General features: G+C 68.7%; 17 protein-coding genes and 1 riboswitch. Of the genes, 6 read left to right on the plus strand and 11 right to left on the minus strand.

Going from position 1 to position 18638, the window contains the following annotated elements; all coding sequences use genetic code 11:
• Positions 1-33 precede the first annotated feature (33 nt).
• From VHA82_RS13505 to VHA82_RS13530, 6 genes are all read left to right on the plus strand, one after another.
• A complete protein-coding gene (locus VHA82_RS13505) occupies positions 34-747 on the plus strand; it encodes a response regulator transcription factor (RefSeq protein WP_325544474.1) in 714 nt (237 codons plus the stop codon).
• On the plus strand, positions 744-2834 hold the full coding sequence (locus VHA82_RS13510) for a HAMP domain-containing sensor histidine kinase (protein ID WP_325544477.1): 2091 nt from the start codon (positions 744-746) through the stop codon (positions 2832-2834). The genes VHA82_RS13505 and VHA82_RS13510 overlap by 4 nt, the downstream gene beginning before the upstream one ends.
• Positions 2831-3814, plus strand: a complete 984-nt coding sequence (locus tag VHA82_RS13515; RefSeq protein WP_414708652.1) for an SDR family oxidoreductase — start codon at positions 2831-2833, stop codon at positions 3812-3814. The genes VHA82_RS13510 and VHA82_RS13515 overlap by 4 nt, the downstream gene beginning before the upstream one ends.
• A gap of 198 nt (positions 3815-4012) precedes the next feature.
• Positions 4013-4507: a hypothetical protein gene (locus VHA82_RS13520; protein ID WP_325544481.1), complete on the plus strand. Its 495-nt coding sequence runs from the start codon at positions 4013-4015 to the stop codon at positions 4505-4507.
• A 74-nt stretch (positions 4508-4581) separates the two neighbouring features.
• Positions 4582-5097: a MarR family winged helix-turn-helix transcriptional regulator gene (locus tag VHA82_RS13525; RefSeq protein WP_325544483.1), complete on the plus strand. Its 516-nt coding sequence runs from the start codon at positions 4582-4584 to the stop codon at positions 5095-5097.
• Between the two features lie 4 nt (positions 5098-5101).
• Positions 5102-6055, plus strand: coding sequence for a LysR substrate-binding domain-containing protein (locus tag VHA82_RS13530; protein WP_325544485.1), 954 nt, complete (start codon positions 5102-5104; stop codon positions 6053-6055).
• Positions 6056-6094: 39 nt separating this feature from the next.
• On the opposite strand, the gene VHA82_RS13535 is transcribed toward VHA82_RS13530, so the two are convergent.
• The 11 genes from VHA82_RS13535 to VHA82_RS13585 form a co-directional block, all read right to left on the minus strand.
• Positions 6095-7357, minus strand: a complete 1263-nt coding sequence (locus tag VHA82_RS13535) for a methylaspartate ammonia-lyase (RefSeq protein ID WP_325544487.1) — start codon at positions 7355-7357, stop codon at positions 6095-6097.
• Entirely contained in the window at positions 7354-8799 is a 1446-nt protein-coding gene (locus tag VHA82_RS13540) for a methylaspartate mutase subunit E (protein ID WP_325544489.1), read from the minus strand. The genes VHA82_RS13535 and VHA82_RS13540 overlap by 4 nt, the downstream gene beginning before the upstream one ends.
• Positions 8768-10216, minus strand: coding sequence for a glutamate mutase L (locus tag VHA82_RS13545; protein ID WP_325544491.1), 1449 nt, complete (start codon positions 10214-10216; stop codon positions 8768-8770). The genes VHA82_RS13540 and VHA82_RS13545 overlap by 32 nt, the downstream gene beginning before the upstream one ends.
• 4 nt (positions 10217-10220) lie before the next feature.
• Entirely contained in the window at positions 10221-10667 is a 447-nt protein-coding gene (glmS, locus tag VHA82_RS13550) for a methylaspartate mutase subunit S (protein WP_325544493.1), read from the minus strand.
• Positions 10668-10834: 167 nt separating this feature from the next.
• A complete protein-coding gene (locus tag VHA82_RS13555) occupies positions 10835-11152 on the minus strand; it encodes a DUF190 domain-containing protein (protein WP_325544495.1) in 318 nt (105 codons plus the stop codon).
• Positions 11153-11216: 64 nt separating this feature from the next.
• Entirely contained in the window at positions 11217-11609 is a 393-nt protein-coding gene (gene crcB, locus VHA82_RS13560) for a fluoride efflux transporter CrcB (protein WP_325544497.1), read from the minus strand.
• 100 nt (positions 11610-11709) lie between these two features.
• Positions 11710-11782, minus strand: a riboswitch (Fluoride riboswitch).
• A gap of 55 nt (positions 11783-11837) precedes the next feature.
• Positions 11838-13289: an NAD-dependent succinate-semialdehyde dehydrogenase gene (locus tag VHA82_RS13565; RefSeq protein ID WP_325544697.1), complete on the minus strand. Its 1452-nt coding sequence runs from the start codon at positions 13287-13289 to the stop codon at positions 11838-11840.
• A gap of 41 nt (positions 13290-13330) precedes the next feature.
• A complete protein-coding gene (locus tag VHA82_RS13570) occupies positions 13331-15169 on the minus strand; it encodes an ABC transporter ATP-binding protein (protein ID WP_325544499.1) in 1839 nt (612 codons plus the stop codon).
• Complete coding sequence (locus VHA82_RS13575; protein WP_325544501.1) at positions 15169-16038, minus strand: ABC transporter permease; 870 nt, start codon at positions 16036-16038, stop codon at positions 15169-15171. The genes VHA82_RS13570 and VHA82_RS13575 overlap by 1 nt, the downstream gene beginning before the upstream one ends.
• Complete coding sequence (locus VHA82_RS13580) at positions 16035-16991, minus strand: ABC transporter permease (RefSeq protein ID WP_325544503.1); 957 nt, start codon at positions 16989-16991, stop codon at positions 16035-16037. The genes VHA82_RS13575 and VHA82_RS13580 overlap by 4 nt, the downstream gene beginning before the upstream one ends.
• Positions 16988-18607 carry an ABC transporter substrate-binding protein gene (locus tag VHA82_RS13585; protein WP_325544505.1) on the minus strand — a complete coding sequence of 540 codons (1620 nt, stop codon included), beginning with the start codon at positions 18605-18607 and terminating at the stop codon, positions 16988-16990. The genes VHA82_RS13580 and VHA82_RS13585 overlap by 4 nt, the downstream gene beginning before the upstream one ends.
• Positions 18608-18638 lie beyond the last annotated feature (31 nt).

Below are 18638 nucleotides of genomic sequence, written 5' to 3' on the forward strand. Positions count from 1 at the left end.
CGTGCGGCGGCTCGGCCGACCCATAATCGGCGCGTGACTCAGGTGGCCCTGATCGAGGACGATCTGCCGACGAGCAACCAGCTCGCCGGCTGGATCGGCTCGGCGGCCGAAGGCATGCGGATCGACCAGTGGTTCACGCGCGACGACGCGGAAGCCGCGCTCGCGCGCACCGCCTACGACGTGATCGTGCTCGACATCGAGCTCGGCCGCGAGCGGCACGCGGGCGTCGCGCTCATCAACGCGATCAACAAGCAGGGGCTCGGCACGCCGGTGCTCGTCGTGTCGGCGATGCCGGCGGCCATCTACCGCGGCATCATGAAGGCGCTCGACGCCTGGGACTACCTGCAGAAGACGACCTTCGGCGAGGCCGAGTTCATCGAGACGTTCCTGGAGGTGGTGCGCGTCGCGCGCGAGCGCAAGCCCCAGGCCGCGCAAGGCGAGCGGCCGGGCGAGGAGCTGCTGCTCGATCCGCTCTGGCAGCGCTCGCCCACCTGGCGCGGAGCGCGCGTGAACCTGCCGCTCACCGCGCAGCGCATCCTTGCCACGCTCTATACGCGCCGCGGCGAGGTCGTGAGCTACGAGGAGCTGTACGACGTCGTGAAGAGCGGGCGCAACCGCGACAACATCCGCAAGCACGTGAGCACGATCCGCGAAGCGCTGCGCGAAGTGGACCCGCGGTTCGAGTCGATCGAGAACGTGCCGATGCGAGGCTTTCGCTGGGTCGACCGCGGCGCGGCCCGCTCATGAATGCCGCTGCCGCGCAGGGCGGCGGGCGCGCACCTGCCGCCGTTGCCGCGTTTCGATTGCGCATCCTTTTTCGCGGCGTGTTCCTGCTGCTGGCCGTCGCGACCATCGCGCTCGCGATCGTGCTTCTGCAAGACGAGAAGGATCGCAGCTACCGCGACTATCACCTCTCGCTCAGCAGGACGCACGCCGACGTGCTCGCCAAGCTGCGGCAGCCTGCCGGATTGCTCGCGCTTCTCAACCCGGGGCCGTATCGCGTGCCGCCTCTCACGCCGCTCGTGCTGCCGTACGCGACGCTCGACTTTCAGGACCAGAACAGCGTTCACCAGCTCGTGGACCAGGCGGGGTGTTCGGTGCACTACCCCGACGGGAGCACCTTGTGCGCGGCGGTGGGCGGCACGGAGAAAGCGGCGGGCTTCCTCTACCTCGTGGGCGGCTTCTTCGCGGCGAATCTCGTCGGGCGCGACGCGGCGGGTGAGCCGAACACGGCGCACCGGATCGTGATCCGCGTGGAATCGGGCAAGGAGCAGCAGTCGTGGGTCGCGCCCTTCGAGGGGCTGCCGGGGCCCGACGACATCCTCGTGCGCGGACGCATCGCGGCGTTCGACACGTCCGAGGCCGCCGCGGCCTGGCAATCGCATCCGGTGCGCGATTTCAGAGGCGGTCTGTGGCAAAGCGCGAGCTGCGCGGGCTCGGGCGCACTCCCGACCTGTCCGCGCCGCGTGTTCTACGCGATGCGCGTACCGGTGAAGTCGCTGCGCGAACGCGGCGGCGCGAGGTCGCGCGCCGCGTGGCCTCCGGACGACCTCGATCGCATGCACGTCCACGTCGCGATCCTCGGGCCGGGCGAAGGCGCGCCACTCTTCGACAGCGATGCGCAGGGCGCGCAGCCGCCCGAGGCGCTCGCGGAGCCGGTGCAGTCGCTCAAGCCCGGCGAGGCGCTCACGGTCGTGCGCCTGGACCTGCCCGAGAGCAACGCGATCGTGCTGAAGGGCCGCGAACCTCGTGCGGAGCCGGGCTCGCCCTGGCTCCTGCGGCTCGTGAGCGAGCTGCCGGTCGCATCGCCTTCGAAGCGCATCGTGCTGCGCGACACGCTCGTCACGCCCGTCGGCAGCTACGAGGTGCGCCTCGCGGGCGACGCGAGCTCGATCGACTCCGCGCTCGGCTCGGTCGCGACGCGCATCTCGTGGTACGTGAGCGCCATGCTGGCCGCGATCGTGCTCGCGTGGCTCGTGATCGAAGTCGGGCTCATCCGCCGCATCACCGTACTGTCGCGCCGCGCGGCGGCGCTGTCGCGCGACGCGCGCGGCGGCAACCGCATCGGCCAGCTCGAGGTGGCCGACCTGCGCGGCCCCGACGAGCTGGGCATCCTCGCGGGGGGCCTGGCCGATCTGCTGCAGCGCGTGAAAGACGATCTCGAACGCGAGGAAATGCGCGCAAGGCGGGAACGCGAGATGCTCGAAGCGGTCGGACATGAAATCCTTTCGCCCTTGCAGTCGCTCATGGTGCTCTTTCCCGATCCCGGCGGCCCCGCTTACCGCTACGTGCAGCGGATGAGGCAGGCGGTGGCCGCGCTGTACGGCCAGGCCTCGCCGCGCGAGGCGCTGCAGGCCGCGCAGCTCGAGCTCGAACCGCTCGACCTTGACGAGTTTCTCTTCCACGTCGCTTCGAACGCCGCGTTCGCGGGCATCGAAGGCGTCGAGTACCGCCGCGTGGGCCGGGTGGTCGTGCAGGCGGACGAGTTCTCGCTCGAGGACGTGGTCGCGCACATCCTGCGCAACGCGGATCGGCACCGCGTGCCCGGCACGCCGATCGCGATGGCGCTCGAAACACGCGGCAAGCGCGCGGTCGTGCGCATCCACAACATCGGCTCTTCGGTGGACGAGGCGCTGCTCGACCGCATGTTCGAATACGGCGTGCGCGACGCCGATGGCGACGCCGAAGGGGCCGAGCCGCACGCGCGCAGGGGCCAGGGCCTCTTCGTCGCGCGGACTTACATGTCGAAGATGCGCGGCGCGGTGAACGCGCGCAACGAGGAAGGCGGCGTGGCGTTTCGCCTCGAGCTGCCGCTTGCAATGGGAGGCGCATGATGCCGGTCGTCGTCGTCACGGGTGCTTCCGCCGGGATCGGCCGCGCGATCGCGCGCGAGTTCGGCCTGCGTCGCTGGCGCGTGGCCCTGCTCGCGCGCGGCATCGACGGCCTCGAAGCCGCGCGCGCCGAAATCGAGGCATTGGGGGGCGAAGCGCTCGTGATCCCGACCGATGTCGCCGACGAAGAGCAGGTCGAGGCAGCGGCTCGGCGAGTGGAAGAGCAGTGGCAGGCCATCGACGTCTGGGTGAACGATGCGATGGCGACGATCTTCTCGCCCGCCCTCGACATCGCGCCCGCGGATTTCCGCCGCGCGACGGACGTGACCTACCTCGGCGCCGTGTGGGGCACGCTCGCGGCGCTGCGCCGGATGAAGCCGCGCAATCGCGGCACGATCGTCCAGGTGGGCTCGGCGCTCGCGTACCGCTCCATCCCGCTGCAGTCGCCCTACTGCGGCGCCAAGGCGGCGCTGCGCGGCTTCACCGACTCGATCCGCTGCGAGCTCGCGCACGATCGCAGCGACGTGCACATCACGATGGTGCAGCTCGCCGCGTTCAACACGCCGCAATTCGAGTGGGGACGCACGACGCTCGAGCGGCGTGCGCGCCCCATGGGCAAGATCTTCCAGCCCGAAGTCGCGGCGCGCGCCGTTTACTGGAGCGCCACGCACAGACGACGCGAACTGTGGGTGGGGTGGACTGCGGCGCAGGCCATCCTTGCGCAGAAATTCTTCCCCGGCCTGCTCGATCGAATGCTGGGCCGCACGGCGGTGAGGGGACAGCAAACGGACGAGCCCTTGCCCGAGGGCCGCCGCGACAACCTGTGGCAGCCCGTGCCGGGCGATCACGGCGCGCATGGGCGCTTCGATGCGCAGGCGCACGACCGCAGCGCCGAGGCCTGGGCCGCGATGCACCCGGGCGTCGCCGCGGGCGCTGCCCTCGTGCTCGCGGCAGCCCTCTGGCGAGCGCTGCGTCGAGGGTGAGGAGCGTGCGTCATCGGGGTGCGCCGCCCCGCCCTCCGTGGAATCACGTAGATTGCATTTGCCGCAAATGGATATACTGGCTTCGTGCCGAAGGCCATAAGACCTCGCGGCACCGGGCGAGAGATCATTGCTTCCCGTGTTCTTCAGGTTGGCATTGCCCCGCACTCGAGCCGCGGGGCATTTTTTTTGGAGTCGATCATGGTTGCACTGTTCGCGTTGCGGCGCTCGAAGGGGTTGAATCCGTTCGCCGGGGTGATCGCCGGCGCGGTGGCGGGCGCCGCATACCTCGTGGCGCAGATGATCTTCGCGGCGACCGTTCTCGGCGGCGAAGGCGCCGAGCCGCTGCAGCGCATCGGCGCCATCCTGCTCGGGCCGGACGAGCTGCCGCCGCCCGCGGAATTCAGCGCGCGCATCATCGGCATCGCCCTTCTCATCCACTTCGGCCTCGCGATCGTGTTCGGCCGCATCATCGATGGCGCGGTGCGCGGGCTCGACGGCTTCGCGGCGCTCGCGACAGGCGCCTGCGCCGGCGTCGTGCTGTACGTGATCGACTACTGGGTGATCGCGCCGGTCGCATTCCCCTGGTTCCTGGATTCGCGCGGGCCCACCACCTTCCTCGATCACGTGCTCTTCGGCGTCGTCGCGGCCGCGGTCTACGTCGCCCTGCGCGGCAAGTTCCCGGTCAAGGCGTGAATCCAGCGGGCCTGGCCGCCGCCGCCGCCGCCGCTGCCGCTGCTGCCGCCGCGCGTTCAGCGTAGGATCGCCCCATGGTACAAGGCAGCCGGCGCGGCGGCCGCGACCGGACGCGCCCGGACCTCACGCCGGAAGCCGTCCGCGTCCTGCGGCTTTTTCGCATCATCTTCAACTCGGTGCGCAAGCACTTCCGGGCACTCGAGAAAAAAGCCGGCGTGAGCGGCGCGCACGTCTGGGCGCTGGCCGTCATCCGCGATCACGCGGGCATCGGCGTCAACGATCTCGCGGCGGCCATGGACGTTCACCAGTCCACCGCGAGCAACCTGCTTCGCACGCTCGTCGACCAGGGCCTCGTCACCGCGCAGCGCGACACGCTCGACAAGCGGGCCTCGCGGCTGAAGATCACCGCGAAGGGCGCGCGCGTCCTGCGATCGGCGCCGGGGCCTTTCACGGGCGTCTTGCCCGAGGCGCTTTGCGAGCTCGATCCGCGCGCGCTGAAGCGGCTCGAGAAGGATCTGCACGCATTGATCGACGCGCTCGGCACGTCCGCGCGGGGAGCGCACGTGCCGCTGTCGGCGGCGCAACGCTGAGGCCATGACCGACCCGTTGCGCCAGGTCACGCTGCGGCAGCTTCAGATCTTCATCGCCGCGGCAACCGGAGGTGGCTACGCGCGCGCCGGCGAACAACTCCACATGACGCAGCCGGCCATCTCGATGCAGATGACCAAGCTCTCGGCCTGCGTCGGGCTGCCTCTCTTCGAAAAGCGCGGCAGGTCGGTTCACCTCACGCGGGCCGGCGAGCAACTGCTGCCTTACGCCCGCAGGATCGAGCAGACGCTCAGGGAGGCGAGCGAAGCCATCGAGGCCTTCCGAGGCCTGCGGCACGGCGCCGTCCGGGTCGGGCTCGTGACCACCGCGCGCCACTTCGCTCCCCGGCTGGTCTCGCAGTTTCGCGTGCAGCACCCCGAAATCGAAGTGGAAGTGTCCATCGCCAACCGCGAAGGAACGATCGCGCTGCTGGAGGAGTCCCGCATCGACGTCGCCGTGATGGGGCGGCCTCCCCCGAGGCTGCCCGTGGTGGCGCATCCTTTCGCGCGGCATCCGCACGGCATCATCGCCTCGCCGGACCATCCGCTTGCCAGAAGGCGGCGACTGCCGCCCGAACGCCTCGCCGAAGAACGATTCATCGTGCGGGAGCCCGGCTCGGGCACGCGCGATGCGATGGAGATGTTCCTTGCCGAACATCACGTGGCCAAGCCGCGCATCTCGCAGGAAATGACCAGCAACGAGTCGATCAAGCAGGCGGTGATCGCGGGCATGGGGCTTGCCTTCATCTCGCTGCACACAGTCGAACTCGAACGCCGCGCGGGCCAGCTCGTGCTGCTCGACGTGAAGGGGCTGCCCGTCGCACGCACCTGGTATGTGCTGCATGCGGCCAGTCACATCCTTCCGCCGGCGGGCAAGGCGTTCCTCGAATTCATGCGCACGGACGCGCCCGCGCTCATGGAAAGCATCTTTCCCGGCTCGGGGAAAGTGCCTCGGCGCTAAGCAGGCAGGCGGCCGCCGGCCGCATCGCCCAAGGGCGCGCTACCGCGTGCGGCGCGCGAGCACCGCCACCGAGCGGTGCATCTCGTTGTGCACGATGCAGTAGCCTTCGTCGAAGCCCATCCCCGGCTTCACGAGCAGCCGCATCGGCCGAGCGGCGAGCGCGACGTGGACGCAGGCACGCGCCGAGACGTCGGTTTCGTTGCACGTGCCGCCCTGGTAGGCCTGCATGTCGTGCGCGTTGCAGTAAAGGACCGACTCGACGATGTTGTGGATGCTTCCGAGATCGGGCGTCTTGATCTGCACCATGTCGCAGCAGCCGGCATCGGTGAATGCGACGACATCTTCGTAGGTGTTGCACCACTCGTCCGCGACGATGCGAACCCGCGAGCCGCGAGAGCGCAGGTGCCGCCGGATGGCGCGAAGCGCATCGATCTGCGCCTCGCGCGAGCCCGCATCGACCGGGCCCTCGATGCAAAGCGGCAGCGGCCCCGCGTCTTCCTCGAGCCGCTGCAGATAGTCGGCGATTCGCGCGCTGTCGTTGTCGAAGGCGATGCCGACGGTGCCGTAGACGTCGAGATGCAGTTCGGGCCGATAGGCCGAATCCCCGAGGTCTTGCACTCGCTTCACCAGCCAGCGAACGTACTCGCGCAGCTTTTCTCCGCGCCGCCCGAGCTTGTCGTCGACGTGGTTGATGAGCCCATGCGGCAGCACGTCGATGCGCTTCAGGATCATCTTGTCGACCGCGCTGTACCGGTCGTCGCCGCTTTGACCGAAGAGCGGGATCGGCTCGGCGCGAATCGGCAGACCGTAGGCTTCGCACACGATTTCGGCCGGCAGGACCGAAGCGGCCTGCGAGGCGGCGTTCAGAAAGGCCTGGCTCAACCCGTACCGGACCGCTGTATGAAGCCGCCGGCCGTCGACTTCGATGCGGTCGAAGTGTCGCGCATTCGCGAGGAACTCGCGGGCGTCGCGGCCCTCCAGCAGCGGCGCCACCCGGGTGCGAAGCATCGGCAGGAAGTCGGCTGCCACGAAGAGCGGATCGCGCCCGCCCGCGCCGGAATATTGAACGGCGGCGCAATCGCCCACCGCGATGCTGCCGTCGCTCAGCGTCAGCACGACCGAGATGCACTCGCCGGCCTGGCGGACCGAACGGAAGCCCTTCGTCGCGGGTGCCCCCGTGTAGACGAAACCGTCCTGCCGCGCACCGGACTTGATCGCCTGCTGGTCGTCGAAGTAGAACGAAGAGAATCCGGCCACGAAATCGACGTGGGAGATGTACTTCGCGGCTGCCGTCGCGCTCATGCCGGCCTCCCGACGAGATGGCCTCTCGAGATCGCGGAGATGTCGTCCACGACCATGTGGAACGACCCTGGGCGCTGCTCCGCTCGCGCTCGTTCGGCGATCTTGTCCTTGTGAAATTGAATCACGTCGTCCGGCAGCGGCGTGTGGCCCGCATCGAAGATGCGCACCGCGCCCTCGTTGTCGCGAATCGGCATCAGCCGGCCGGCGTTGCACGCGGCGGGCGCGAAGGGAATGTCCATCACGCCGGCTTCGAAGGCACGCACGGCGCCCACGGCGACGTCGCCTCGGCCGAGCTCGAACACCTTGCGCATCACGGCGCGCACCTCGCGCTTGATGAGCTCCACTTCCATCTCCACTTGCGCGCCCGCCGCGACGTTCTGGCCGCGCACCATGTTCAGCGTCTGCGTCGTGGCTTCGAGTCCCTGGCGATTGGCCGCCGCGGTCGGCACGCCGGCCGCCTCCTGCGGCGTCTTCACGATGACTTTCGTCGCGCCGGCCATGGCCGCGGTCGCGGCGCCCCAGCAGATCACCGAGAACGCCATCGATTCGTTGTCCGGAAAGCCGCCCATCCATTGGTGGAAGACCGTGCTCAGCTGGTAGCCCTCGAAGCCGGCCGCACGAAAGAATTCGTCGCCGAGCTCGCGCAGCGACCGGATCGCGGCGACGTCCTGCGCGAGATTGCCCGCCTGCCCGTAGCCGAGCGTGATGCACTTCGCGCCCTGCTCGAGGGCGAGCAGGCCCTCGATCAGCGCCACGCAATGCGAGACGAACGGGGGCACGAGCGTGCCGGAAAGCGGCCCGAAAGGTTCGCGGTTGATGCGAACCCCCTCTTCTTCGTACATGCCGATGAGGCGATCGCAATACTGCCAATGCCGGATCGAGCGTTCGAGCGGCACGCGCTTCGAATACGGGACGTTGTAGGAAATGCCACCGCCCTCGAATGCGGTGAATCCCGCGGCCATCGTGATTTCGGCAAGCAGACGCGCATCGGGCGTTCCATGGCGAACCTGCACGGGCTTCGTGAGCGACTCGACGAGCGTCCGGCAGGCGCCGAGTCCATGGTTCACGGCCGGAAAGCCGTTCAGGAGCGAGACGCCCGCCGCTTTCGATCGGGCGATTCCGGTTGCGGCTTCGTCATAGCGGTTCAGACGGGTGTACGCGTCGATCGTCGTCGGCAGCACATCGCATACGTCCTCCAGGGACTTCAGGAGGGCGATGTGTTCTTCGAGCAGCGCCACGCCCGCGCGCGGCTGGATGAGCGTCTTCGCGTTGGCGTCGGCCGCGGCGAGGGCCGCGGAGAAGCGCTTGCTGTCGGGAAGGCGCGTCTGATAGCGCACGCCATCGGCGAAGTTGATTTCGCGGCCGGTCGGCCACGCCGAAAGGACGCCGTCGCGTTCGGCGGCGAACGCCTCACGCGACAGGCGCCGGTTGGTGAGTTCCATGGGAGTCGAGGGAAGTTGCGATACGAAGTGACCTCACGGCCGCGCGGGCGGCGGCAGCGGGATGCCTGCGCGCCACATTGGCCAGCAGGGGAAAGACATAGTCGGCGTCGCGGAAGTACTCCACGCGTCGCGGCAGCAAGACGGTGCGGCCTCGTTCGTCGAGGTGGCGCGAGCGCAGCCACGGCAGGGGATCGAAGTCTTGCGCGTGGGCGAGCCACCCCCCGGAGCCGATGACGCGCGTCACGTCCGACAGGTCGCGTCCGACTTGCAGCTGCACGAGGCCGTCGGGCGTGCTCACCTCGTGCGATCGGCCCGCGTGCCGCGCGCACGCTTCGGACAGGCAGATGCCCGCAAGCAGCGTATCGAGCTGCCTTGCGTCCCTGTCCCGCGGAATGTGCTCGGGCGCCGCGGTGATGTCGTCCGCGTAGCGCTGCAGCGCGGCGAGCGCGTGCGCGTTCGCGCCGAGCCGATCGGCGATCGCGCGGCGGCCCGCGTCGAGCGTCGCGCGGGCCGAAACGCGCATGCCCAGATCGCCTTCGACCGTGCGCTTCACGTCCGGCTCGGGCAGTCCGCGCAAGACGACGCCGGCGCTGGGCATCTCCCGATGCGCCGAATACACGTCGGTGGTGGCGCCTCCGATATCCAGCAGCAGGAACTCGTCCCAGCCCGGGACGTGTTCGCGGATGGACCGGGTGAACTCGAACATCGCGTACGGCGTCGGCGCGGGCTCGCCGCGCGCGAGCGCGACGACTCGATCGAGGCCCTTGCCCTTGACGATGCGCTCGAGGAAGAGCGCGCGGATCGCTTCGCGCGCGGGCTCGGGGTGGGGGCTGTCGAGCGCCGGCAGCAGGTTGTCCACGGCCACGAGAGACTTGCCGGCCAGACGGGCGCAGACTTCGTCGCGCACCGAACGGTTGCCCGCATAGACCATCGCGCACGTGAGCGACGAGGCCGCGAGCGCCTGCGCGTTGGCAAGGACGTACCCGGTGTTGCCGCCGTCGGTGCCGCCCGCGAAGAGGAGAATGTCCGGCGGCGCGGCTTCGAGGGCGCGAATGTCCGATGGCGTGAGCCGGTAGGAGAGGACCTGCGTCAGTCTCGCGCCGGCCGAGTAGGCGGCCATCTTGGCCGACTCGAGCGTGATGTCGGGCACGAGGCCCAGCGCGGCGACCGCGAGGCCGCCCTTGGCCGAGGAGGAATAGTGCAGCTCGATCTCTCCGCGCGCGATGCGGTCGCACGTGTCGCCGATGCTCTCCTCGGGCAACAGGGCATCGAGCACGGCCGCAAAGCCTTCGGCGAGGTCTGCGACCGTCGTCGGATGCGATGCGCGCCGGCGCAGCACGAGCTCGTCGCCCGACCAGTCGAAGCGGGCGCCCTTCGTCCAGGTCGATCCGATGTCGATGGCGAGGCAAGGCGCCATCGGCTTACGCGGCGATTGCTTCTTCGCGGTGTTCGAGGCCGGCTGCGCGCGATGCGATGTCTTCGCGCAGCATGCGGGCGACTTCGTGGAGGTCCACACTGGGCGAGAACACGCGGTCGAATCCCATGTCGAGGAAGAGCCGTTCGATCTCGGCGAAGTCGCGCTTGCCGATGACGAGGTTGCCGCCCACGTAGAGCACGACGTCTTCCAGGCCGCGCTCGATGCAGCGGCCGCGGAAGCCGAGGCAGTCGATTTCCCCGTGGCCGTAGATGGATGAGACGAGGATGGCCTGGGCGCCGGTTTCGATCGCGGCGTCGGCGAATTCGTCCTGGCTCACCATGACGCCCAGGTTCACGACCTTGAAACCCTGGTTCGTGAGGAAGTGATCGATGATCTTGTTGCCGACCGCGTGGCAGTCGGCGCCGATCACGCCGAGAACAACCGTTGTCATGAGGCTCCTTGGAAACGGGACATTCGGGAGGCGCAGCTTAGTTCAGGGATGCTTTGATCTTTGCGACTATCGATAAGATATCGTGAACAGTCGCATGCGGATTCGGCATGAGGCCATAGCGGCGAGCCGAGCAGCGGCTGGCCCGCGCCCGTGCGCGGGGCGCGCATTCACTCGTTGATGACGCCGAATTCGATCGGGAAGCGCACGTAAAACAGCGACACCTGCTCCGCGGCCAGCAGGTCCAGCAGCCGCTGGGCGTCTTCCTCCGTGACGGCGAAGCCGACTTCCACCGGCAAGTCGCCCGCGAGTTCGTAGAAGTGGTCCTCGTGCAGCACGCCGTGGCGGCCGTAGCCGGCGATCGCGCGGAACGCCGAGCCGCCATGGATGCCGGCTTTCTTCGCCTGCTCGAGAATCCACTCGTAAGCGAGGATGCCGTGCAGTCGCCGCTTTTCCTGCACGTAGAACTTGAGGTAGCAGCCGTTCACGTCGCTTCTCCTTGAAGAGGTGGCCTTGCCCGGCCGCACACGGCAGCCGATGGTCGCGCGCGATTCATGCCGTGGCCCTTGCCGCCGCCGCGACGAACGCGATACCCAGACCCGTGAGCACGAGCGAGCCGAACAGATGAAGGCCGGCCGCGCCCGCCGCCCATCCGTATTCGCCGCGACCGATCAGGCCCACCACTTCACTGGAGAATGTCGAGAACGTCGTGAGCCCGCCCATGAATCCGGTGATGACCAGCAACCTGGCCTCGGGCGGCAGGTTCGGATTGCGCTCGAAGAACGCAACCGCGACGCCGACGAGCAAGCCGCCGACGAGGTTGGCCACCAGGGTGCCCAGCGGAATGGTCGGAAAGACGGGGTTGAGTCGTACGCCGAGCCACCAGCGAAGCCATGCGCCGGCTGCGGCGCCGGCTCCCACTGCTGCAAATCCAGTCGGTTCCATCGTGCTCCTTCGTCCATGGCTGGCAGCGGAGCGCGCGTTTGCAGGTCGGGATAGCAAGACTAGCGACGATCCCGACACCGCAGCCGCGCGCGACGCCGGCCACCGTGTAGGCATCATCAGCCCAGGCGTCGCGCCCGGGCGGTTCGAGGAGGCATGCCATCTCCTGTGGCATCAGTCTAGCAGGTCGGCGCTCGGCTCGTCACTCCCGTCTCAGGCGCGGCACGACCTTCATGCGAGGCCGCCCTGGCACAGATACTTCGTGTGCAGGTACTCGTCGAGGCCCCAGTGCGAGCCTTCGCGCCCGTACCCCGACTCCTTCACGCCGCCGAACGGCGCCGCCGGGGCGGAAATGGCGCCTTCGTTGATGCCGACCAGACCCGTCTCGAGCGCGCCCGCGACACGCCAGATGCGCTGGATGTCGTTCGAAAAGAAGTAGCCCGCCAGACCGAACGGCGTGTCGTTGGCTTCTCGGATCACTTCCTCTTCCGTCGAGAACCTGAAGACGGGCACCACCGGACCGAAGGTTTCCTCGCAGGACAATTCCATGTCCTTCGTCGCGCCCGTGAGCACCGTGGGCGCGTAATAGTTCGGGCCGTTCGCCACGTCGTTGCGGACGCGCTGGCCGCCGACGGCCACCTTCGCGCCTCGCGCCACCGCGTCCTTCACGTGACGTTCGATCTTCTCGACGGCGCGCGCGTTGATCATCGGCCCGATCTCCGCATCGGGCCATGTCGCGGGCCCGACGCGCAGGGCACCGACCCGCGTGGCCAGCTTGTCGACGAAGCGATCATGCACCGCCTCGTGAACGTACACGCGGTTCGGGCTCACGCAGGTCTGCCCGCCGTTGCGGAACTTCGCCGCCATCAGGCCTTCGACCGCCGCGGCGATGTCCGCATCCTCGAAGACGATGAAGGGCGCATTGCCTCCGAGCTCCAGCGACAGCTTCTTCAGCGTGGCCGCCGATTCGCGCGCAAGGAGTTTGCCGACCGCGGTGCTGCCGGTGAAGCTGATCTTGCGCACGCGCGGATCGGCCAGCCACGCACCGGCGACTTCGGGCGTGCGGTCGCGCGACGCCGGAACGATGTTGAGGACACCCGGCGGCACGCCGGCTTCTTCGGCCAGCGCCACGAGAGCCAGCGAGGTGAGCGGCGTGTCCTCGGCGGGCTTGGCCACCACCGTGCAACCCGCGGCGAGCGCGGGCGCGATCTTGCGCGCGATCATCGCGGCCGGGAAGTTCCACGGTGTGATGACGGCGACGACACCCACGGCTTCCTTCACCACCAGCATGCGGCGCGAGGTCACCGGCGCGGGAATGATTTCGCCATAGGCGCGCACGCCCTCTTCCGCGAACCATTCGACATACCCGTTGGCGTACGAGATTTCACCGCGCGCCTCGGCAAGCGGCTTGCCCTGCTCACGCGAGATCAGTTCGGCAAGCGGCTGCCCGTCCCGTTCGATCAGGGCGTGCCATTTCTTGAGCAGCTGGCAGCGGTCTCGCGGCGTGCGCGCCTTCCACCCGGCCAGCGCCTGCGCAGCAGCGTCGGCCGCGAGCCGGGCATCCGCCGCGCCGCCGTCGGCGACACGCGCAACGAGCGAGTCGTCCGCGGGATTGCGAACGTCGAACTCGCGTCCGTCCTGGGCCGCCTGCCAGCGGCCCGCGATGCAGGTCAATGTCTTCATGTCGTTCAGTGCAAAGCCGTTGTTCGTGTCGGCGGCGCCCGTCACGCCGCGTGTTCCTGCACGGCGTCGCCGCCTTGCAGGGCCATCAGCTCGGCGCCGCTGCGATGGCAAAACACCTCGACGCCGCCCTCGAGCGCCCGGCGCGGCGGCGTGCGCGTGTCGCACTGGCCGGGCACACGCAACGGGCAACGGTCGAGGAAACTGCACAAGCCCGCGCGTTCGGCCGGCGCGGCGACCAGAGGCAGTGCGGCCCGGCGCGCGGCTCCGACCTGATCGAGCCAGCCCTGGCGAAGCTCGGGCACGGAGGTCGCGAGCAGGTGGAAATAGGGGTGACGCGCGGCATGCCCGAATGCCGACCTGCTCACCGACTCCACCTTCTGGCCCGCGTAGAGCACGACGATGTCGTCGCACACCGCCCGCACGGTGTTCAGGTCGTGGCTGATGAACATGTACGCGAGGCCGAGCTCCTTGCGCAGCTGCGCGAGCAAGTCGAGGATCGCCGCGCCGACGACGGTGTCGAGCGCCGAAGTCACTTCATCGCACAGCACCAGGTCCGGGTCCGCGGCGAGCGCGCGCGCCAGGTTCACGCGCTGCTTCTGCCCGCCGGAAAGCCCCGCCGGTGCGCGGCGCGCGCACGACTGCGGCAGTTGCACCAGATCCAGCAGCTGCGCGATGCGCTTGTGCAGCGCTTCGCCCTTGAGGCCGCGATAGAGCTGCAGCGGCCGCGCCAGGATGTCGGCGATCGTGTGCGCGGGGTTCAGCGCCGTGTCGGCCATCTGGAAGACGATCTGGATGCGGCGAAGCTGGTCGAGCGAGCGTTCCTCGACCCGCCGCGGAAGCGGTTTGCCGTCGAAGAGGATCTGCCCGCCGGTGGGCGCGAGCAGGCCCGCCACGACGCGCGCGAGCGTGGTCTTGCCGGAGCCCGATTCGCCGATCACGCCGACCGCCTGGCCGCGATGCAGACGCAGGCTCACGTCATCCAGCACCGGGGCCGCCGGCCGGCCGTGCCTGTCGATGGGGCCGTAGCCCGCGATGAGCTCGCGCACTTCGAGCAAGGGCCTCGCGCCTTCTGCGACGACGTCGCCCGAGCGCGCCTTCGGGTTCGCGGCGGCGATGAGGCTGCGCGTGTAGTCGTCCTGCGGCGCCGTGACGATCTGCGCGGTCGAGCCGACCTCGCGCTGCGCGCCGTCGCGCAGCACGAGGATCCGGTCGGCCATCTGCGCGACGACCGCGAGGTCGTGCGTGACGTACACGGCCGTCGTGCGGCGCTCGCGCACCACGCGGCGAAAGGCGTGCAGCACTTCGATCTGCGTCGTCACGTCCAGCGCCGTGGTCGGCTCGTCGAAGATCACGAGGTCGGGGTCGCTCATGAGCGCCATCGCGGCCATCAGGCGCTGCAGCTGCCCGCCCGAGACCTGGTGCGGATAACGCGAGCCGATGGTCTCCGGATGCGGCAGGGCCAGTTCGCGGAACAGTTGCACCGCTTTCCTTTGCGCCTCGGCGCGTGGCATCAGCGAGTGGATGTGCGCGGTTTCCACCACCTGGTCCATGATCGTGCGCGACGGGTTGAACGACGCGGCCGCGCTTTGCGCGATGTACGACACCCGACGGCCTCGCAATGCGCGACGCTCGCTCTCGGAAAGCCCCAGCACGTCGGTTTCGCCGATTCGCACGGCGCCGCCCGCGATGCGGCAGCCGCGGCGCGCGTAGCCCATGAGGGCCAGGCCGATCGTGGTCTTGCCCGACCCCGATTCGCCGATGAGCGCCAGCACCTCGCCCGGCTCGATCTGGAACGACACGTCGTTCACGATCTTCGTTTCCGCGCCGCCGGGCGCTTGCGCGACGACACGCAGTTCGTTCACGATGACGGTCGCGCCCATCAGTGTGTCTCCCGGTCTGCGTCCGTGTGGCCCGGCAGGTTGTCGATGACCAGCGTGATCGCGATGGTGAGCGTGGCGATGGCGAGCGACGGCCCGAGGACCGAGACGCCGCCCATCGGCAACGCGCCGAGGTTCTCGCGCACGAGCGAGCCCCAGTCGGCCATGGGCGGCTGCACGCCCAGCCCGAGAAAACTGAGGCTCGCGAGCAGGCGCAGCGCATACACGAATCGCAGCCCCATGTCCGCCAGCAGCGGGCCGAGGATGTTCGGCAGGATTTCGCGACGCATGATGTAAGGCCTGCGCTCGCCGCGTGCGCGCGCGACCGTGATGTAGTCCATCGCGTTGATGTTCACGGCAAGCGAGCGGATGATCCGGTAGCTCCCCGGCGTGTACACGACGGCGGCCACCGCGATCAGCAGCGGGACCGACGAGCCGAAGCCCGCGACGATCACGAGCGCGAGCATCTTGCTCGGGATGGAGACCAGCGTGTCGAGAAAGCGGCTGAGCGCCTGGTCGAGCCATCCCCCCGCGACCGCGGCCAGCAAGCCCAGCACGGCGCCGAACGCGCACGCGATGAGCGTGGCGACGAGCGCGACGCCGATCGTGTACGGCGTGCCCGCGACGATGCGCACCAGCATGTCGCGGCCCAGGTAGTCCGTGCCGAGCCAGTGTTGCACGCTCATGCCCTGGAACACACCGGCGTCCGACATCTCGCCGAGCGCGTCGGCGGGCAGGAACGGCGCGGCCAGTGCGACGAGGCACCAGAACGCGATCACGGCCAGGCCCAGCTTGCCGCTGCGCGACCAGCTCGCAAGCAGCTTGCGTCTGCGCGCGGCAGCCGCCGGCGGAAGAAGTGCGGCAGTGTTCATCGATGCCTCAGCCGGGGGTTGGCGACGATGCCGCACACGTCGGCGAGCAGCACCAGGATCAGGTAGCCGGCGCAGAAGATCATCGTGCAGGCCTGCACGAGCGGCATGTCGCGCTGGGTGACGGCATCCACCATCAGGCGGGCGATGCCGGGGTAGTTGAAGATCACTTCGATGATGATCACGCCGCCCAGCAGGTAAGAAAGGCTCAGCGCGACGGCGTTCGCGATCGGGCCGATCGCATTGGGCAGCGCGTGGAACCACACGGTCCGCGCGGCACTCGCGCCCTTCAGGCGGACCATTTCGATGTAGGGCGCCGACAGCTGATCGATCACCGCCGCGCGCGTCATGCGAAGCATCTGGGCGACGATCACGCTGCCGAGACTCAAAACCGGCAGGGCGAACGAGCGCAGCATCGCACCGGGCGATGAAAGCTCGACCTCGTACGACAGCGCGGGCAACCATTTGAGGTGCACCGCGAACACGAGCACCGCAAGCGTGGCGACGAGGAATTCGGGCACGCACACGACGGCAACGGTGGCCATGTTCGTCATCCGGTCGAAGGTGGAGCCTCGCCACAACGCGCAAAGAATGCCCAGGCCGAGCGCGAGCGGCACGGCGAAAGCCGTCGTCACCGCGGCGAGCAGCAGCGAATTGGGCAGGCGGCTCTTGATCGATTCGGCAACCGGCACGCCGGTGACCACCGACTTGCCGGCGTCGCCCTTCACGATGCCGCCGAGCCAGTCGAGATACCGCGCGGCCGCACTGCGATCCAGACCCATCTCCTTGCGCAGCGCGGCCAGCGTTTCAGGCGTGGCTTCCTGTCCGAGCTTCTCTTCGGCGGCGTCGCCCGGCAGCACCGCGGTGATCGCGAAGACGACCGCCGAGACCGCCAGCAGCGACGCGACCGCGGAAGCGATGCGGCCCGCCACGAGCCGGAAGATGGCGGAGTTCATGACTCCAGCCAGACGTTCTCGGCGAAGTTGGAGCCCATCATGCCGCCCAGCGAATTCGGCTGCAGGCCCTTCAGCTTCACATTCTGGCCATCCAGGCTGGAGAGGAACATCGGGATGCCGATGCCGCCGTCGTGGTTGATGAGCGTCTGCATGTCGGCGTACATCTGCGTGCGCCTGGCGACGTCGGTTTCGGCGCGCGCGGCCACGAGCAGCTGGTCGAACTTCTCGTTCTTCCAGCCCGCCTCGTTCCAGGGCGCATCGGACTTGAAGAAGAGCGTCATCGCGAGGTCGGCGGTCGGCCGCGTGTTGACGTTGCCGAAGCTGATCGGGTGCTTCATCCAGTGCTGCGACCAGTAGCCGTCGGCCGGCATGTTGCGCACCTCGAGATTCAACCCGGCCTGGCGTGCCGTGTACTGCAGCACCAGCGCCATCTCGACGGAACTGGTGGCGGCCGGCGACGCCACCACGGGAATGGCAGCGCTGCCCAGGTTGGCCTTCTTCAGGTGCCACTTGGCCTTGTCGGCGTCGTAGGGGCGCTGCGGCAAGCCCTTGAAGAAGAACCGGTTGGCAGGGTTGATAGGCTGGTCGTTGGCCACGACGCCCCGGCCCAGCTGGATCGACTTCAGCATCTGCTCGCGGTTGAACAGCAGCTTCATCGCCACCACGAAATCGGGGTTCGCGCCGGGGCCGCTGTCGCGCCGCATGATGAGGTCGGTGTACGACACGCCCTTCGTTTCGAAGATGGTGGCCTTGCCGCTGCCGTTGATGCGGTCGATGGAGCGCGGATTGACGGTGCCGATCAGGTCGAGCTCGCCGGCCAGCAGCGCATTGACGCGCGCGGGTTCGTCCGCGATGCCGACGTACTCGATCTCGTCGAGGTACGGCCGCCCGGGCTTCCAGTAGTTTTCGTTGCGCACGGCAATGGACCGCACGCCCGGCCTGAACTCCTTCACCTTGTACGGGCCGGTGCCGATGCCGGCATTGAAGTCCGTCGTCCCGTCCTTGACGATGTGAAAGTGGTACGTGCCGAGGATGGCGGGCAGGTCGGCATTGGGTGCGGCGAGGCGGATCGTCACCTCGTTGGGGCCGGATGCCGTCACGGCCTCGATCTGGTCGGCCAATACCTTGGCCTTGGAGCCGGTGGCCGGATTCTTGTGCCGCATCAGAGAGAACACCACGTCCGCGGGCGTGAGGGGCTTGCCGTCGTGGAAGGTGACACCGTTGCGCAGCTTGAAGACCCAGGTCTTCGCGTCTTTGGTGGCGAACTCCTCGGCGAGCGACGGCTGAGGCGTGAGGCTGCCGTCGAGCACCGTGAGGCCGTTGTAGAACATGAAGCCGCGCGCGTAGTCGGCCTGGTTGCTTTGCTTCGCGGGGTCCAGCGTGTCGCTCACCCCCGACACCGGGCCTGCGACCCGGATGCGGCCGCCCTTGCGCGGCGTGGCGGCTTGCGCGCTTGCCGCAGCGCTCGCGATGGCGCCCGCGAGCGTGACTTGCATGCCGGCGGCCGTGAGCATCGCGAGGACGTCGCGGCGGCTGGCTCCGCGCTGGAGCACGCCCATGATGCGAGTGCTCTCGTGCGGGCCAACGATGCTTGCGAGGGGCTTGTCGTGTTCCATGGCGTTCTCCTGTTTGGGCCTGTACCTGACG

Origin of the sequence: Ramlibacter sp. (genome assembly GCF_035548915.1) — a bacterium.
In the GTDB taxonomy this organism is placed as follows: domain Bacteria; phylum Pseudomonadota; class Gammaproteobacteria; order Burkholderiales; family Burkholderiaceae_C; genus Ramlibacter.

Coding starts and splice junctions, on each gene's coding strand:
- VHA82_RS13510 (WP_325544477.1), top strand. CDS start 744: ATGAATGCCGCTGCCGCGCAGGGCGGCGGGCGCGCACCTGCCGCCGTT.
- VHA82_RS13515 (WP_414708652.1), top strand. CDS start 2,831: ATGATGCCGGTCGTCGTCGTCACGGGTGCTTCCGCCGGGATCGGCCGC.
- VHA82_RS13520 (WP_325544481.1), top strand. CDS start 4,013: ATGGTTGCACTGTTCGCGTTGCGGCGCTCGAAGGGGTTGAATCCGTTC.
- VHA82_RS13525 (WP_325544483.1), top strand. CDS start 4,582: ATGGTACAAGGCAGCCGGCGCGGCGGCCGCGACCGGACGCGCCCGGAC.
- VHA82_RS13530 (WP_325544485.1), top strand. CDS start 5,102: ATGACCGACCCGTTGCGCCAGGTCACGCTGCGGCAGCTTCAGATCTTC.
- VHA82_RS13535 (WP_325544487.1), bottom strand. CDS start 7,357: ATGAGCGCGACGGCAGCCGCGAAGTACATCTCCCACGTCGATTTCGTG.
- VHA82_RS13540 (WP_325544489.1), bottom strand. CDS start 8,799: ATGGAACTCACCAACCGGCGCCTGTCGCGTGAGGCGTTCGCCGCCGAA.
- VHA82_RS13545 (WP_325544491.1), bottom strand. CDS start 10,216: ATGGCGCCTTGCCTCGCCATCGACATCGGATCGACCTGGACGAAGGGC.
- glmS (WP_325544493.1), bottom strand. CDS start 10,667: ATGACAACGGTTGTTCTCGGCGTGATCGGCGCCGACTGCCACGCGGTC.
- crcB (WP_325544497.1), bottom strand. CDS start 11,609: ATGGAACCGACTGGATTTGCAGCAGTGGGAGCCGGCGCCGCAGCCGGC.
- VHA82_RS13565 (WP_325544697.1), bottom strand. CDS start 13,289: ATGAAGACATTGACCTGCATCGCGGGCCGCTGGCAGGCGGCCCAGGAC.
- VHA82_RS13570 (WP_325544499.1), bottom strand. CDS start 15,169: ATGGGCGCGACCGTCATCGTGAACGAACTGCGTGTCGTCGCGCAAGCG.
- VHA82_RS13575 (WP_325544501.1), bottom strand. CDS start 16,038: ATGAACACTGCCGCACTTCTTCCGCCGGCGGCTGCCGCGCGCAGACGC.
- VHA82_RS13580 (WP_325544503.1), bottom strand. CDS start 16,991: ATGAACTCCGCCATCTTCCGGCTCGTGGCGGGCCGCATCGCTTCCGCG.
- VHA82_RS13585 (WP_325544505.1), bottom strand. CDS start 18,607: ATGGAACACGACAAGCCCCTCGCAAGCATCGTTGGCCCGCACGAGAGC.